Origin of the sequence: Prosthecobacter sp., from assembly GCF_044236155.1 — a bacterium.
Classification (GTDB): domain Bacteria; phylum Verrucomicrobiota; class Verrucomicrobiia; order Verrucomicrobiales; family Verrucomicrobiaceae; genus Prosthecobacter.
This window is the reverse complement of record NZ_JBIIHA010000013.1, coordinates 1-15,083: the sequence shown is the minus strand read 5'-3', so window position 1 is coordinate 15,083 and position 15,083 is coordinate 1. Positions and strand designations below refer to the sequence as shown.

The window sequence follows — 15,083 nt, the reverse complement described above, 5'->3', positions numbered from 1 at the left end:
ATTTATGATTTATGATTCTTGATTTATGATTTGCCGATCTCCCTCACCGCTCCGTGTGGAGCGGCTCGGGAAATCAAAAATCATAAGTCGTAAATCATAAATGAATTAGCCTTTGAGGTTCTTGATGGCAGCGGAGGTGGCGAATTCCTCGGCTTTGGCGGGATCGAAGACCGCGCCGTCCATGAAGGTTTCAGGGCTGTCATCGAGCTTGCCGCCGGTGTAGCCGATCTCCTTCATGGCTTCTTCGTAGAGAGCCGTTCCGGCGGTGGCTTTGGCGACGCCGTCGTAGTCGGGTGTGCCTTCGACCATGCCCCAGCGGCGGAACTGGGAGAGCCACCACTTCACGAACTTCGGCTGCGGGTAGTTGCAGTTGCGACCGCTGAACATCATGTAGTCTTCGTCCTTCTTCGTGCGGCCGTCGCCGTAGTCGAGCTCGCCCATGAGGCGGCTGTAGATGACCTCGGGCGGGCAATTCACATAGCTGGCGGCGGAGATGATCTCGACCTGCTCCTTGCGGTTGCCGAGGTCGTCGAGCCAGACGCTGGCCTCATGCAGGGCTTTGAGAACGGCTTTGACGGTCTTTGGATTTTTTTCGGAGAACTCCTTGGTGAAGGCGCAGACCTTCTCGGGGTGGTTCTTCCATATTTCCTGCGTGGCGACGCTGGTGTAGCCGATGTCTTCGGCGATGGCACGGGCGTTCCAGGGCTCGCCGACGCAGTAGCCGTCCATCTTGCCGACCTTCATGTTCGCGACCATCTGGGGAGGTGGGATGGTGGTCAAGGTGATGTCGGAGTCGGGATTGATGCCACCAGCGGCGAGGTAATAGCGAAGCCACATGGCGTGTGTGCCGGGCGGGAAGGTCATCGCGAAGGTGAGCGGTGTGCCACCGGCCTTCGCTTCATCGACGAGGGGTTTGAGGGCCTTCGGATCGCCTGCGACGGTGCCTTTGAATTTGTTCGAGAGCGTGATGGCCTGGCCGTTGCGGTTCAAGATCCATGGGAAGACCATTTCCTTCACGGCTGAGCCACCGAGGCCCATGGTGGAGGCGATCGGCATGCCGAGAAGCATGTGCGTGGCCTGGTTTTCGCCGGTGACGAGCTTGTCGCGAATGACGGCCCAGGAGGCTTCTTTACTCACGGTGGAGTTGATGCCGAATTTTTTGAAGAGGCCCTTCTCATGCGCGATGACGATGGGTGAGCAATCGGTGAGGGCGATGATACCGAGTTTGATGTCGGCAGTCTCGGGTGAATCGTCGGCATAGGCGGAGCCGACCCAGCCGGAGGGCAGGCCGGAGAGCAGGGCTCCAAGACCTGCTTGGCGGAGGATGGAGCGACGAGTGAGGGGTGTGGCGTTGTTCATGCGAGGGCGAGTGGTGGACGTTTCTTGGGTTTGATGGCGGGTTTAGCGGCGGCGGCTGCTTCGGGAAGAGGGAGGGCGCTGGAGGTCCAGCATTCACGCATGGCGGCGGCGGCTTCGGGGCGCTGCGCGGGTGTGAGCAAGCCGTGGGCGATGAATTCATCGATGAGCCAGCGACCACGTTCGGAGGTGGGCTCGTTGGCCTCGCGGCGCTTGAAGATGTGGAAGTGACTCACTTCGACCGACTTCTCCGTGCCGAGATCGAGAGGGCCGACGAGGGAGCGATTCAAGATGGCTTCGTTGCCTCTGAAGTAGCCGCTTTCCGCGAGGATGTGGGCTACCTCGCTGCGGTTTTCTTTCGCATCGCAGAAGGCGCAAGATTCATGAAGCGCGGCGATGATGGCGCGGATCTCATCGGCGTGACGCTCGATGAAGGTCTCGGTGGTGAGCAGCACCTTTTCGGGATGACCGGGGGCAAGTTGCTCACTCGTGGCCGCGATCCAGCCGGTGCCGCGTTCGACGGCGAAGGAGTTCCACGGTTCGCCGACGCAGTAGCCATCGATGAGGCCGGCTTCGAGGCTTGAGGCCATCTGTGTGGGTGGCAGCGCCACGATGCGCACGTCCTTTTCCACGTCGATGCCGCCTGCGGTCATCCATTGGCGCAGGAGGAAGAAGTGCGAGGCATAGCGTGAGACCATGCCGAAGGTGAATTTCCGGCTGGTGCTGCTGCGGATGAGTTTTTTCAGGCTGGCGGCATCACGCACGCCACGGTTCCAGAGATCGCGACTGAGGGTGATGGCATTGCCGTGGAGATTGAAGACGAATGGGGCCACCACGCGGCATGGCGGCGTGCTGAGCCCGAGGCGCATCGCCAGCGCGAGGCCGGCGATGGCATGGGCGGCATCCACTTGGCCGTACAGCAGCTTTTCCCGAATGGTGGCCCATCCGACCTCACAACTTAACTCAACTCGAACGCCATGTTTGCGGAAGAGCTCACGGTGCTTGGCCACGAGGAGCGGGGCGCAGTCGGCGAGCGGAATGAAACCGATGCGCACGGGCTGAACGACCCCGCTGAGGGTGGCTTTGGAACTGGGAGCGGCGTTTGGCATGACGCCCAATCTCTGAGCAGCCGTGGTGCCAGCGTGCCAGACTCATGCAGAAACCATGCGCAATGTTTTTCACCTGATGTATGAATGGCATTCATGGACCACGCCATCGATTCCCGCCAGCTCCGTGCCTTCATCTGCCTCGCCCGCAGCGGCAGCTTCACGCAGGCAGGCCGCGAACTGCACCTCACGCAGAGCGCCATCAGCCACGCCATCAAATCGCTCGAAAACGATCTCGGCACGCAGCTTTTCCATCGCCAGGGCAAAAGCGTGCACCTCACGCATGCGGGCCGTGAGCTGCTGCCGCACGCGGAGAACATCCTGCAAAGCATGAGCGCCGCCAGGAGCATCCTCGGCACGCTGGATCAAACCCCACGCGGCAAGCTGCGCATCGGCTGCACCACCGCTGCCGCTCAGTTCATCCTGCCGACGGTGTTTCGCGAGTTCAAAGAGAGCTTCCCTCAATACGAGATCAAAGTCATCACGGGCGAGACCCCCGACACGATCGAGAAGCTCGAAAAAAACCAGGTGGACATCACCGTGAGCCTCAAACCGGCTGAAACCGCCAAACTCAGCTGCCACGCCATCTTTGACGACGAACTCGAGTTCCTCGTCTCGCCTCTGCATCCGTGGGCGCAGAAGGCACCGAAGCTCAAAGAGGCCGCCAATGAGACCTTCATCGTCGCCAGCCGCAACAGCCTCAACTTCGCCCTCATCCAGGAATTCTTCATGAAGCAAGGAGTGCGGCTGAACAACTTCATCGAACTCGGTAGCTCCGAGGCGACCAAAGAACTCGCCAAACTCGGCATCGGCGTCGCCATCGCCGCACGCTGGATTGCGAGATCTGAGATTGAGGCGGGACAGCTCGTTGCCCTCCCAATGCCTCGCTCAAAGCTGAAACGCAGGTGGGTTGTCTCTACTCTTAAAGGACGACCAGTGAATCTGCCCGAGCGCACCTTCATCGGTTTGTGCGAGGAAGTGGGCCGACGGATGGTGGATCCGAGGAGCTGATACGGCCAAGCTCGTGGCATGCTGAAAGCAGTTTCTGGCGCACTTCAGCCGCGCGGGAGGCGAGCACGCGCTGCTCGCGTTCGTATTGGTCGCGGCCTTCAGGGGTTTCGATTTTGACGGGTTCGTAGCCCATGGCACTCAGGTCGTAGGGGCTGGCACGCATGTCGAGATCGCGGCCGGCGAGGGCGAGTTCGAAGCATTCACCGATCAAGTCGGAGCCTGTCCAGGGCCAGAGCTTGGAGGACCATTTGTAGAGATCCATGTTGGCATGCAGGCAGGCGGCTTGCTCCAGATCGAGGCGCGAGTCGAGGTCCGGTTGCAGCGCATTGAGCGGTCGCGCTTCTGGCGTGAAGAAACGGAAGGCGTCGTAGTGGGAACAACACAGCGGCTGGGATTCGACAAAGGCGGCGAGCTCTTCAGGCGAGAGACGAAGTTCCCAGCCCTGATGACGAACCTCCTCGACTGGCTGGCGATAAACCATGGCCCACTCATGCAGTCCGAAGCAGGTGAAGCGCCCTGCCCTGCCGAGGATGCGGGTGCAAAGCGCGGCGACCCAGGCGGCGAATTCACGCTCACGCAGGCCGAAACGGCACTCATCGAGGCGCAAGCGGCCGTTCTCACGCACGCAGCGGTCGCTTTGCATCCATGGGCAGGCTTCAAGATCCACAGAAGTCAGTTCGATGCTGACGCCGAGCGGTGGGAGCCATTGTTTGAGCTTCGCCGGTGTGAAACTGTAGTAGGTGAAGAGAAAGTCATGCACGGGATGCTTCGCGCCACGGCTGCGGCGCTCGACAAAGGCATCCGCCGGCCCCTCCACACGCCGCAGATGCGAATGCATGCGCGCCTGCCATTCCTCACGACTCCAGACCGTTCCACTCATGGCACGAGCAGCGCCGCCAGGCCGAGGAAGGTGCCCATGCTGATGACGTCCGTGGCGGTGGTGAGAAAGATGCTGGACGCGGTGGCAGGATCAGCTCCGATCTTGCGCAGCAGAAGCGGGATCAACGCGCCACTGAGGCCGCTGACGACACAACTGACCGACATGGCGATCCAAACAACGCCGGCCAGGACGAGGGCGTTCGGATTGTGATTCATCCGTGCGTACACAAACATGCCGAGTCCGGCGGAGACGCCGACGAGCATGCCGTTGAGCAGACCAAGAAAGCCTTCCTTCATAACGAGCCTGCGCTCCTCACCCGATTTCAAATCCCCGAGCGTCATGCCGCGCAGCGCCACGGCGAGCGCCTGGCAACCGGTGTTCCCGGATTGTCCGGAAAGAACGGGGAGAAAAACGGCGAGAAGCACGAGGCGGTCGAGCGTGCTCTGAAAAACACCGACGACGGCCGCCGCGACGAAGCAGGTGAGCAGATTGATCTGGAGCCACGGATGGCGGAAGCGCAGGCTGCGCAGCAGCGGTGTGGAAAGGCGCTCCTCTTTCTCCACACCGACCATGGAGCCGACCTGTGCGCTGATCTCGATGGCACGTGCCTCGAACAAAGTCTGCCCGCGGACGAGGCCGAGCAGACGCCCCTCCGCGTCGCATACGGGATAGACCGGATAGTGCTGGCCCACGCACGCCTTCATCGCCTCGGTCAGGTGCATGTCGGGCCGCAGATTGAACACATTGGTGTACATGACCTCCTTCAATTTCGCACTGCGGTCGGCGAGCATCAGATCACGCATCACGAGCACGCCGAGGAGCTTGTTCGAGTCGTCGGTGACGTAGCCGTAGGTGACAAACGCGGTGCGAGTCAGCCCGCGCAGCTCCTCGATCGTCTCGCCAACGCTCAGGGTCGGGCGGAATACCGCGACAGGCGCCTCCATGAGCCAGCCGACGCTGTCCTCGGGATACTCGCGGTTGGCCTGCCACTGGCGGGTCTTTTCGAGAGGGATGAAGTGCAGCGCGGCCGTGCGCGGAGCTTCCTGCATCTCATCCATCACCTGCTGGGCAACCATCGGATTGAGCTGCTCAAGGACTCTGGCCGCATCCTCGCCTGAGGCCTGTTCCAGAAGGTCGGCGGCATCATGCGCGCCGCTTTTGGAGACGGCGTCCAGAAGGTTGTTGATCTCAGAGTTCATGCGCGTCCCGAAGCATAAGCAAAATGGGAGGCGTTGTCACTGACGTGGCGAAAAAAACCTCGCCAAGGTCGCGTCGAGGCGCACATTTCCGCCCATGGCCCTGTCCGACCGTGACTATATGCGCGAGTCACCACGCACCTCCGTGCGCGGGGTGACGGCGTTTCAGGCCGCCATGCTGCTGAACATCGGGATGTTCGTGCTGCAGCATGGGTTTCACCTTTTCGGGCAGGTGTGGAAGGACGGCTTTTACCCCTACGGAGGCATCAGCGCAGAGGCGCTGGCACGCGGCCAGGTGTGGACGATTTTCACCTACGCCTTCGTGCATGCCGACCTCTGGCATCTGCTGCTGAACCTGATGCTGCTGGGCTACGCAGGCATGGGGGTGCAGAAGCACTTTGGCAGCCGGCATTTTCTCGCGATTTACCTGCTCTCCGCCATCACGGGCGCGGCGACGGAGATGATCGTCAACGGCTGGGCCCGCGGGGATACGGTCACACCGCTGATCGGCGCCTCCGCCTCGGCCTTCGGCCTGCTGATGGCGCTGGCGGTGATGCTGCCGGGACAAGAGTTGACGGCGTTCATCTACTTCATCATTCCTGTTCGTCTGCGGATGTGGACGCTGGCGAAGGGACTTTTTCTCGCCCAGCTTGTCGTGGGCGTGGCGGGGCTTTTCTCAGGGGTGCTGCCAGAGGTCATGCAGATCGCGTACTTCGCGCATTTGGGGGGCGCTGCGGCGGGTTGGTTTTACGCCCGCAGCCTGGGCTATGGCGGCAGACCGATGACTTATGCCAGCCAGTGGCAGCCGCAGCCGGCCCTGCGGATGCGCAAACCGGAACTGGCACGGGCGCGGCGCATGCTGCGTCCGCAGCTTGATCTGGAGGAGCCTGACACGAGCCCAACATCCGGACGCGCCGCCCCCATCGAAACATTCATCGAAGAGGAGGTGAACCCGATCCTCGACAAAATCAGCGTCGAAGGCATGGGCAGCCTGACCGACGAGGAACGCCGCACGCTGGAACGTGCGAGCCGGCTCATGAACCGCGACAAGCAACAGGGCTGATCATGCTTTCCTCACGCTCCGCCCGTCTTGCCGCCATGCTGCTGCTGGTGCTGTTGTTCGGTTGGACCATGCGGGCCTGGCGAAAGGGCCAAACCACCATCCTGCCCGGCGTGAAAACGCCAGCGGTCGAAAATTCGCCAAACACGCAGCCTGACGAGTGATCCTGCGCGTAATCAAAAGTCCCTTCACATCGCCCTCATGTCCATCGCCACCCGCAAAGGAGACCAAGGGCAGACCGATCTTCTCTTCGGCTGCCGGCTCGCCAAATCCCACCCCCGTGTCCATGCCCTCGGCGCTGTGGACGAGTTGAACGCGGCGCTCGGGCCGCTGCGCATCAGCGCGCTGCGCGAGGAGACAAAACAAATCGTGCCGCAGGTGCAGCGCTGGCTGATTGGATTGATGGGAGAACTCGCCACGCCTCCCGGCCAGGAGCAGCGCTACATCGAGACGCACCCCGACCGCATCACTGAAAAAAACGTCCATTGGCTCGACGAGTGGGTGGCAAAACTTGAAGCAGGCGGTGCTTTGAAGTTCCAAGGCTGGGCGCTGCCCGGAGAGGCCGGTGTGATGAGCGGCGCTCATGCAGACCTTGCCCGTGTGGCCTGCAGACGCGCGGAGCGAAACGTGATCGACCTGCAAGAGACGCCCGACGAGGTGCCGAACGTGGAGATCATCCGCTTTCTGAACCGGCTCTCGGACGTGCTATGGCTGCTCGCACGCTGGGAGGAGCAATCGCAAACAGCGCAGGCGTGATCATACCTTCGTGAGCTGGCGGCGCAGACTGATCTCCACAGCGGTGATGATGAGGGCCAGCGTGAAGAGAATGACGATGCTGTTGATCCAAAGGGTGTTGTACTTAGTGCCAAGGTAGGTCTTCCGCGTGCCGAAGAAGACGTTCGGGCTGGTCTTGCGGCGGTAGTCCTCGCGTTCCATCTCGGCCTTGGTGACGAGGTCGAGCACCTTGCGGTTCACATAGATCTCCTCGGCGCTGACGCCGTCGTTCTGCTGGAGCATGTTTTCCAGCATGGGAGACTCCACTCGCCCGCTGAGCACGGCGTCGCGGATGGAGCCGAGGCGTTTGGAGATTTCCCGCGGATTTTCGGCATAGAGACCGGAGACCACGGCAAGAGATTGTTTTGTGAGCTCCAGCTCATGCCGCTGAAGGTCGGACATATCCGAACCGGGCGGCGGAAGCAGTGACTGGATGCGCTCGTCGAGGAAATCCTGATTCCGCGTGAGCGGGTTGAGCTTGGACTGTGAGATGATGACTCCCTCGTAGGACCAGCGCAGCGGCATGAACTGGCAGATGAAGGGCACTTTGAGCTTGCTGGCGGCGTCCTCGTCGTTGCCAGCCTTTTTGAGCCAGCGGCCGACGGAATAGACGAGATCAAGGTTCTTGTTCATCTCCTCGTATTTGATGAGGGCGCCGCCGAGGATGATCTGCGGGATGAGGATGAGCGGTATGGCGTTCACCGCAGTACGGTTGTCGCTGACGATGCTGGAGATGAAGAGGCCGAGGCAGACACCGGTCAGCGAGGTGAGGAACATCCACCAGAGATGAATCATGAACATGTCGCGGATCTCAAGCACCCAGTTCCCGATCATGAGATAAATCACGCACTGGACGAGCGCGAAGGTGGAGAGGGAGATGATCTTGCCGCTGAGGTAGTAAAAGGTGCGCAGGTTGTGATTGCGCTCGCGGCTGAGCGTGTGGCGGTCGCGGATGATCTCGTCGGCGCTGTTGGTGAGGCCGAGGAACATGGCCACAACGAGGCTCATGAAGAGGTAGGTCGGTATGTGGAAGGCGGTGGCGAAGGTGTAGTTCGCCTCCTCGGAGTATTTGAGAACGCTGGAGATGAGATAGGCGAGCAGCGGCGCCTCCAGCAGCGTGGTGAGGAGGTTGGTACGGTTGCGCAGCTTGCTGAGGAAGGCTCGCTTCAGCAGCGTGGCAAAAAGGATACTCTCCTCGCGGAAGGTGTGCTTCGGCGGCTTCGGCATGCTGCGCATGAGGCTGGCGCTCTGGCTGCCGTCCTTCTTCGGCCGGGCGATGACGCTGGTGCTGCCGGGCGCGGCCTTTTGCTTCGCCATGCTCTCCATGATGAGGTGCCGCTGATAGGAGTCGCGCCAAAAATTTGGCGGGAAGCGCCGTGCGGCCACGAGATGGCCGTCCGCGCTGCGCTCCTGGATGATGTCGCCGCTGATGTCGCGCAGAGGCGTTTCGAGCACATCAAAGACGAAGTCCGGCGTGAGATTGTCCGGCGGCTTCGCCTCCGCGTCACCAGAATGGCCTGTCTCGGTGTTATAGACCTGCCAGAAGTACTCGATCATGCCCTGGGGCGTGCCGAAGTAGGCCATCTTGCCGCCCTTGTCGAGCAGCAGCGCCTTGTCGAACATCGCCAGCAGCTTCGAGCTCGGCTGATGAATCGAGGTGATGACGATCTTGTTGCGCGCGAGGCTGCGGATGATCTCAAGCACATGCTCGCTGTCTTTCGATGACAGGCCGGAAGTCGGCTCGTCGAACAAGTAAACGTCGGAGATGCCGATCATGTCGAGTCCGGCATTGAGACGCTTGCGCTCACCACCGCTGAGGAATTTTTGCTGCGGCGTGCCGGCGAGACGAGCGCGCAAATCGGCGAGCCCGAGTTCGGCGAGCTTCGCCTCGACGCGTTTGCGGCGCTCCTCGGTCTTGAGATGCGGACAGCGCACCGCGACGGAGAAGTCGAGGTTTTCCTGCACCTTCAGCAGCGGATCGAAGGCGTCCTCCTGCGGGATGTAGGCGATGTAAGGCGTGAGATTGCGTAAATTGTCATACAAGGCGAGGCCGTTCATCAGCACTTCGCCACCTTTCGGCTTCAACTGGCCGCCGAGGATGCGCAGCAGCGTGCTTTTGCCGCAGCCGCTCGGCCCCATGACGCAGATCATCTCTCCGCGACGGGCGATGAAGCTCACGCCATCCTGCGCGGTGTCGCGGCCGTCAAAGCGGTGGCTCAATTCGCGCACCTCGACCTGGCGGATCGTGTTGCGCTCCTCCTCGATGATGCGGTCGGCGAAGTGGCAGCGCAGATACTGCCCTTCCCCGAGCGTGATGGTGTCGCCGTCGTTCAGCGTGATCCTGTCACGCACCGGAATGAGGCCGATGTAGAGCGGCCGCGAGGAGCGCAGCACCTCCAGCACGCCGGTTTTTTGCGCGTAGTTGCACTCGATGCGCAGGAGAATCTCGCCGTCCGTGTCCTCGGAAAGGAGAATGTCGCCTTCTTCGAGCAGTTCGGGCTTGTTGGAGACAAGATAAGTATTCCTGCTGCCTTCGAGACGGAACTGGCCGCCAAACTCCTGCGCGCGCACGCGAAGGTCTCGCAGCGCGATCTCGACCTCACCATGCGCGATGATGCTGTCCTCGATGCTGGCCTCGACAATGGTGCCTCCGCTCAACACGACGCCATTGAGCGTGGCCTTGGTCGTGCGCAGCGCCTCGACGGTGACGCCGAGTCCGAAGCTGAGCCGCAGATTCGTGCCGCGTGTGCGTTGCGGTGCGATCTCCGCGCTGCCGCTCTCCGTGAGCGTGAGGTAGATCTGCGTGCCGGAGAGCGTCTTCTTGGCGTTGAAGTAGGAGATGAGGTCGTTGTAGTCGAGCGCGACGTCCTCCAGCACCACGCGCTCACCAGGATACAGACGCGAAAATTCTCCGGGCGGCTGGCGGCGGCTGCGCACGAGAATGGAGATGCCGCCGGTGTTTTTCAGCAACACAAGGTTCTGGAAGCGAAACGCCACCACAGAGCAGTCCGCCGAGAGCGAGCGCAGCAGCACGTCGCAGTTTTTCGTGGAACCGATGCGCAGCGTGTCGAGCGGCTGGCCGCCTTTGGTGGAAAAGCCCTCCTCCGGCGGTTTGTCGCCCGCGTTGAGCTGATAGACGATGTCGATGGCCTGCGCGGCGATGCCCAGGTTCGTCATGAAGAGGTAGAACTCCACCATCTGCCGCTGATTCTGCTGAGCACGGGAGATGAGGAGGTAGAGCTGCACGCCAAGCAGGACTTTCTGCTCCTGCGTGAGCTTCTGGCCCAGCTCCTTCGCGCGCTGCGTGAGATCCTGCGGCTGCTGCAGCGCCTCAAAGTAAAGACGGCGCATGTCGGCGTAAATCGCCTCGGGATAATCGTAACGCAGATAACCAAGGCTGGACTCGACTTCCTCCTCCTCGATGTTGCCGTCCAGCTTGCTGAACGCGGCGAAAACTTCGATCAAGACGGGCAGCATCGTATTGGCCGTGGCAGCGGACGCTGCGGAAACCTGCATCCGCCCGTTCAGCAGATGTTCCCAGCGTTTGGGCGACCACCATGGCAGCGCCACCTGATCATGACCGTCACCCGCAGGATTCTGCTTCGCGGACGGAAAGTTGGCGGGCTTCTTCAACAGGCTCATGCGGCGGGTTCGAGCGCGATGATGGAGTTCTTTTTCAGAAACACAACCGGCGAAGCCACGAATGAACCCGGCGCGGCATGAAAAAAGGCGGCCTGACAAATCAGGCCGCCTTTCGCTGGATTCGTTCGCGCATTTTTCCTCACACGCCGCGCTGCTGCGGGGGGCCTTCGCGATCACGCTCACCACCTCGCGGTTCTTGAGGCTGCTGCGGCGCAGGTCCGCGCTCGCGATTCATCGGCGGCGGCTGAGGACCGTGCGGTCCTTCTCCATGACGCTGAAAAGGTGGGACGAAATCACGTTCTCCTCCGCGCATGCCGTGCGGCGGCGGATTCATGGGGCGATGAAAGTGCGGCGGGCCGCCGGGACCGCGTCCGCCTTCGCGTGATCCAAAGTGCTGCGGAACGGGGCCGCGTTGATCGTGTTGAAAACGCGGTGCAGGTCCACGCGGGCCGTTGAAGGCACCCTCATGCTGCGGACGACCGAAGTTCTGCGGGCCACGAGGTCCGCCACGACGCATCTCAGGACCACGTGGCGAGCCAAAGGAGCCGCGCTGCGCGAAATGTTGCGGAGCGGGGCCTTGCTGACGCGGTTGGAAGCCTCCTCTTGAGTGACCTCCTTTAGGACCACGTGGTCCAGGCGGCTGATGAAAGGCCTGTGGTCCGCGATCTCCACCATGCTGCTGATTTTCGGGTCCGCGGCGGTTTTCAGGCTGCGGGCCGCGTTGCTGATGCTCTCCGCCATCACGCGGTTGGTTCATTGGCGGACGATGAAAGCCTTCGGCTGGAGAATGATCCCCGCGGCCGCGATTTTCCTCACGCGGAGGATTGGCAGGCCCGCGTCCGGCATCGCGTGGATTTGGCTGTCCTCCACGCGGCTGGATTTGCTCACGTGGCGCGTCCATTTGCGGGCGGCGCTGCGTTTCGCGGGTGTTTTCCGCACGCGGCGGACCGTTTTGAGGACGCTCCGCGTCGCGTCGCGGCTGTTCGCCGCGTGGTTCTTCGCGCCTTGGCTGCGCGTTTTCAGCGCGGCGTTCGGGCGCGGGCGGTGCATCGGCGCGGGGCGTTTCGGCGGGTTTGGATTCCTGCGCGGGCAGAGATGCCACGCCAAGGGCGAATGCGCCGCAGAGCATGGCCAGGGAGTTCATTCCGGGTTTCATGGGAGTGTGGGTTGGGATTGCGGGAGGCTGAAACCATCCTCTGCGAGAACGGTTTCAGCATGTTTGACGCCGCCGCGTCGCACTTTTGTGCCCTGCATGGTGACGAAAGCCTTTCACACATGCCGCATCGTCCGCGTTGCCTTTGTCCGCGCGCCTGCTTAATAGTCGGCCCATGTCCGCCACCGACACCGAGCCGCGCATCGAACCGGCCACCATCGAAGACCTGCCGCAGCTCGTGGAGCTGCTCGTCGCGCTTTTCAGCGAGGAGGAGGATTTCAAGCCGGACCGCACCAAGCAGGAGCACGGCCTGCGCCTCATCCTGGAGCAGCCGAACCGCGGCCGCATCTTCGTGCTGCGCACGGATCACAAGGTCATCGGGATGGTGAACCTGCTCTTCACCATCAGCACGGCGGAGGGCGGCCTCGTTCTCATCATGGAGGATGTGATCGTGCATCCGCAGCATCGGCGCCAGGGCTACGGCGGCCGCCTGCTCGACCACGCTATCGAGTTCGCGAAGGAGAAGCGCTTCAAGCGCATCACGCTGCTCACCGACCGCATCAGCGCGGACTCGCAATCATTCTTCCAGCAGCACGGGTTCCAGTTCTCTAAAATGATCCCAATGCGCCTTGTCTTCAACGAAGCCTGAGCCGTCATGCAAACGCCGCCCGCCTTTCCCGCCCGCCCCGGAAGCGCGCCCGGCATCCCGCATCAATGGGTGGAGGCGTCCGACTGGTTTGTGCTTTTTACGCTGGGCACGCTGCTGTTTCTGGTCGGTGCCTTCGCCATCTGGGCCTGGCTCATCTGGCGGCGCACAACGCGCCCGGAGCCGCATGTGCGCCTGCTCATGGAACTGGAGGACGAGGAACAACGCGCCAGACACCAGCCCCATGCCTCCAGCGAGGAAGAAGACACGTCAGAGCCATGGGAACGACCGGCGGACTGGTGGAGGAAAGACGGCGACTGACACGCATGAGCGACGAGCGACCTCTTTTCCACGGCTGGCGCGCGCGCGCGCACTTCCTCACTCGCGACCGGCTCTTTCTGCTGCGCACCTCCGCCGCGATCATCGCGCTGGGCATGATCGCCGCCAGCGCGATCATTGTAAGCGACAGATTGCAGGATCAGACCGCTGACCAACACGTGGTCTCCCCCGCTCTGAGCCGGCTGCATGGCGAATTCCATCAACTGCGGCATGAAAAAGAGCCGCAACCGAGAAAACTGGCCGCATGGCTCCGCCGGGCGTTGGCGCAATCCTCCAAGCCGGTCGCGGACGGCGACGCGGAAGCCTACCATGCATTCACCAGCAACGGACATCTGTGGGGCTACGATGTTAGCGGCCTGATCCACGAGCACGCCACCTCCGACGCACCCGCCGGCCTCTTCCTGGATTATCTGGCCGCCGCTCTCGACCATGATGAGAAAGCCCTGGCCGGCCTACGACAAAGAGCAGCCGCCACACCGCACGAGATGCTCGCCGCCGAACTGCTCGGCAGCCTTTTGAAGCGTTTTGGTGACAACGACGCCGCGATGCGAGCCTTTTTCCTTGAAGGACTCCACTTTGCCGACGCCAGCGCCGCGCGTGAGGAAGCGCTGCGTCTCGCCGTCACCGCGCGTGATCTCGACCTGCTTAATGAAATCGCCAAGCATCCCGGCTGGATTGAAGACTGCCATCCCCTACTGCAACATCACGCAGGAGCGCTCATTGGAGACATCTGGATGCAATGGGGCGGCCTCGTCCGGCATCGCCTCAGCGCCATTCCCTACGGCACGCTGGCTCTCGCCTTCTTTGCCGCCGCACTGTGGTATTTCATCCTTGTGCAGCACAGTGATCGTGAGCGCTGGCGCTGGGCGCGCCCCATCGTCGCCCTCATGGCCGGGGTGTGCAGCGTGTGGCCCACGCTCAGCATTCTGGCCTACCAGGAGTTTGTGCAGGGCATGACCTCGAACGCTCCCTTCCCCCACGATTTGATCTATTATCTCGTCGGCGTCGGTTTGCGGGAAGAAGGCTGTAAACTCCTGCTCTTCGCGCTTTTCCTGCCGTGGCTGCTGTGGCGACGCCAGCCGGGCCTGGCTCTGCTCACGGGAGCATTCGTCGGCCTGGGTTTCTCGCTGGAGGAAAACATCGGATACTACCAGGACTACGGCGGCACCATCGCGTGGACACGCTTTCTCTCCGCGAACTTCATCCACATCTCCCTCACCGGAATCTGCGGGCACAGCCTCTACCACATGCTGCGCACGCGCTTTGCCCGCGCGGACGAGTTCCTCGGCACCTTCGCGCTCGCCATCGCCGCGCACGGCGGCTACGACTGGCTCGCGACCGGCGCTCTCGATGACAACGGCTGGCTCTCTGTCGTCGTCCTCGTGCTGACGGCCGCGCGATTCATCGACCTTCTCGCGGCGGAGACGCGCCCGGCGCGGCTCACGATCTCGCCGCGAGCCGTTTTCACGCTCGGCTCCGCCATTCTCATCGCTGTCTCCTTCGTTCTCGGGGCCTGGAACACGCGTTCGATGGAGGGCGTCGCGCTCGCCGGACAGGAGTGCCTTTCGATGGTGCCGATCGCCCTGCTTTACTGGAGAAAATTCGAAAACGTCTGACCTTGGGAAGGTGTGGTTGTCCACCTTCGTAAATTGCTCTTGTCGGATGCCCGCGAAAGTGTGTAATCTGGACTGAATTTCACCCGATTGACGTTATGAACCCAACACAGCCGCCATCTCCTGGTTCCACGCAGCCCTTGCCGCCTGGCTACACACCGCCGCCGGGGTATCCGCCGCAGATGCCGGGCTATCCGCAGGGTTACATGCCGCCGCCGGGGTACCCGCCGCAAATGCCGGGCTATCCGATGCCGCAGGGCTATCCGCCGCAGATGCCGGGAGGCTACCCTCCGGGCTATCCGATGCC

Annotated in this window: 15 protein-coding genes and 1 pseudogene; 8 read left to right on the top strand and 8 right to left on the bottom strand. The window is 62.1% G+C overall.

All coding sequences use genetic code 11. From position 1 onward, the window contains the following. Positions 1 to 105: 105 nt before the first annotated feature. On the bottom strand, positions 106 to 1,359 hold the full coding sequence (locus ACILSE_RS12670; RefSeq protein ID WP_395717765.1) for a CmpA/NrtA family ABC transporter substrate-binding protein: 1,254 nt from the start codon (positions 1,357 to 1,359) through the stop codon (positions 106 to 108). Further along, entirely contained in the window at positions 1,356 to 2,465 is a 1,110-nt protein-coding gene (locus ACILSE_RS12665) for a CmpA/NrtA family ABC transporter substrate-binding protein (protein ID WP_395717764.1), read from the bottom strand. Before ACILSE_RS12665 ends, ACILSE_RS12670 begins: the two co-directional genes overlap by 4 nt. 93 nt (positions 2,466 to 2,558) lie before the next feature. Between ACILSE_RS12665 and ACILSE_RS12660 the strand changes: the two genes are divergently transcribed. Continuing rightward, positions 2,559 to 3,473, top strand: a complete 915-nt coding sequence (locus ACILSE_RS12660; protein ID WP_395717763.1) for a LysR family transcriptional regulator — start codon at positions 2,559 to 2,561, stop codon at positions 3,471 to 3,473. On the opposite strand, the gene ACILSE_RS12655 is transcribed toward ACILSE_RS12660, so the two are convergent. Both ACILSE_RS12655 and ACILSE_RS12650 read right to left on the bottom strand, forming a co-directional pair. Beyond that, complete coding sequence (locus ACILSE_RS12655) at positions 3,421 to 4,353, bottom strand: hypothetical protein (RefSeq protein WP_395717762.1); 933 nt, start codon at positions 4,351 to 4,353, stop codon at positions 3,421 to 3,423. The two genes, ACILSE_RS12660 and ACILSE_RS12655, sit on opposite strands and share 53 nt — an antisense overlap. Beyond that, entirely contained in the window at positions 4,350 to 5,552 is a 1,203-nt protein-coding gene (locus ACILSE_RS12650) for a magnesium transporter (RefSeq protein WP_395717761.1), read from the bottom strand. The genes ACILSE_RS12655 and ACILSE_RS12650 overlap by 4 nt, the downstream gene beginning before the upstream one ends. A gap of 94 nt (positions 5,553 to 5,646) precedes the next feature. On the opposite strand from ACILSE_RS12650, the gene ACILSE_RS12645 reads away from it, so the two are divergent. Genes ACILSE_RS12645 through ACILSE_RS12635 form a run of 3 tightly spaced genes read left to right on the top strand, consistent with a single transcriptional unit; the run spans position 5,647 to position 7,365 of the window. Then, entirely contained in the window at positions 5,647 to 6,612 is a 966-nt protein-coding gene (locus tag ACILSE_RS12645) for a rhomboid family intramembrane serine protease (protein WP_395717760.1), read from the top strand. Between the two features lie 2 nt (positions 6,613 to 6,614). Beyond that, the gene (locus ACILSE_RS12640) at positions 6,615 to 6,773 is read left to right on the top strand and encodes a hypothetical protein (protein WP_395717759.1); all 159 of its coding nucleotides are present in this window, start codon (positions 6,615 to 6,617) and stop codon (positions 6,771 to 6,773) included. Between the two features lie 37 nt (positions 6,774 to 6,810). Next, positions 6,811 to 7,365: a cob(I)yrinic acid a,c-diamide adenosyltransferase gene (locus ACILSE_RS12635; RefSeq protein WP_395717758.1), complete on the top strand. Its 555-nt coding sequence runs from the start codon at positions 6,811 to 6,813 to the stop codon at positions 7,363 to 7,365. Here ACILSE_RS12635 and ACILSE_RS12630 read toward each other — a convergent pair whose 3' ends face one another. The 4 genes from ACILSE_RS12630 to ACILSE_RS12615 all read right to left on the bottom strand — a co-directional run bounded on the left by ACILSE_RS12630 (position 7,366) and on the right by ACILSE_RS12615 (position 12,075). Beyond that, positions 7,366 to 11,025: an ATP-binding cassette domain-containing protein gene (locus ACILSE_RS12630; protein ID WP_395717757.1), complete on the bottom strand. Its 3,660-nt coding sequence runs from the start codon at positions 11,023 to 11,025 to the stop codon at positions 7,366 to 7,368. 139 nt (positions 11,026 to 11,164) lie between these two features. Next, entirely contained in the window at positions 11,165 to 11,359 is a 195-nt protein-coding gene (locus ACILSE_RS12625; RefSeq protein ID WP_395717756.1) for a hypothetical protein, read from the bottom strand. Further along, positions 11,356 to 11,766 carry a hypothetical protein gene (locus ACILSE_RS12620; RefSeq protein WP_395717755.1) on the bottom strand — a complete coding sequence of 137 codons (411 nt, stop codon included), beginning with the start codon at positions 11,764 to 11,766 and terminating at the stop codon, positions 11,356 to 11,358. The genes ACILSE_RS12625 and ACILSE_RS12620 overlap by 4 nt, the downstream gene beginning before the upstream one ends. 12 nt (positions 11,767 to 11,778) lie before the next feature. Continuing rightward, positions 11,779 to 12,075 carry a hypothetical protein gene (locus ACILSE_RS12615; protein ID WP_395717754.1) on the bottom strand — a complete coding sequence of 99 codons (297 nt, stop codon included), beginning with the start codon at positions 12,073 to 12,075 and terminating at the stop codon, positions 11,779 to 11,781. Positions 12,076 to 12,353: 278 nt separating this feature from the next. On the opposite strand from ACILSE_RS12615, the gene ACILSE_RS12610 reads away from it, so the two are divergent. The 4 genes and pseudogenes from ACILSE_RS12610 to ACILSE_RS12595 all read left to right on the top strand — a co-directional run. Then, on the top strand, positions 12,354 to 12,827 hold the full coding sequence (locus ACILSE_RS12610) for a GNAT family N-acetyltransferase (RefSeq protein ID WP_395717753.1): 474 nt from the start codon (positions 12,354 to 12,356) through the stop codon (positions 12,825 to 12,827). A gap of 6 nt (positions 12,828 to 12,833) precedes the next feature. After that, positions 12,834 to 13,145 carry a hypothetical protein gene (locus ACILSE_RS12605; protein ID WP_395717752.1) on the top strand — a complete coding sequence of 104 codons (312 nt, stop codon included), beginning with the start codon at positions 12,834 to 12,836 and terminating at the stop codon, positions 13,143 to 13,145. 5 nt (positions 13,146 to 13,150) lie between these two features. Beyond that, complete coding sequence (locus ACILSE_RS12600; protein ID WP_395717751.1) at positions 13,151 to 14,779, top strand: PrsW family glutamic-type intramembrane protease; 1,629 nt, start codon at positions 13,151 to 13,153, stop codon at positions 14,777 to 14,779. Positions 14,780 to 14,874: 95 nt separating this feature from the next. After that, positions 14,875 to 15,083: pseudogene (locus ACILSE_RS12595) on the top strand (RDD family protein); the annotation flags it as partial.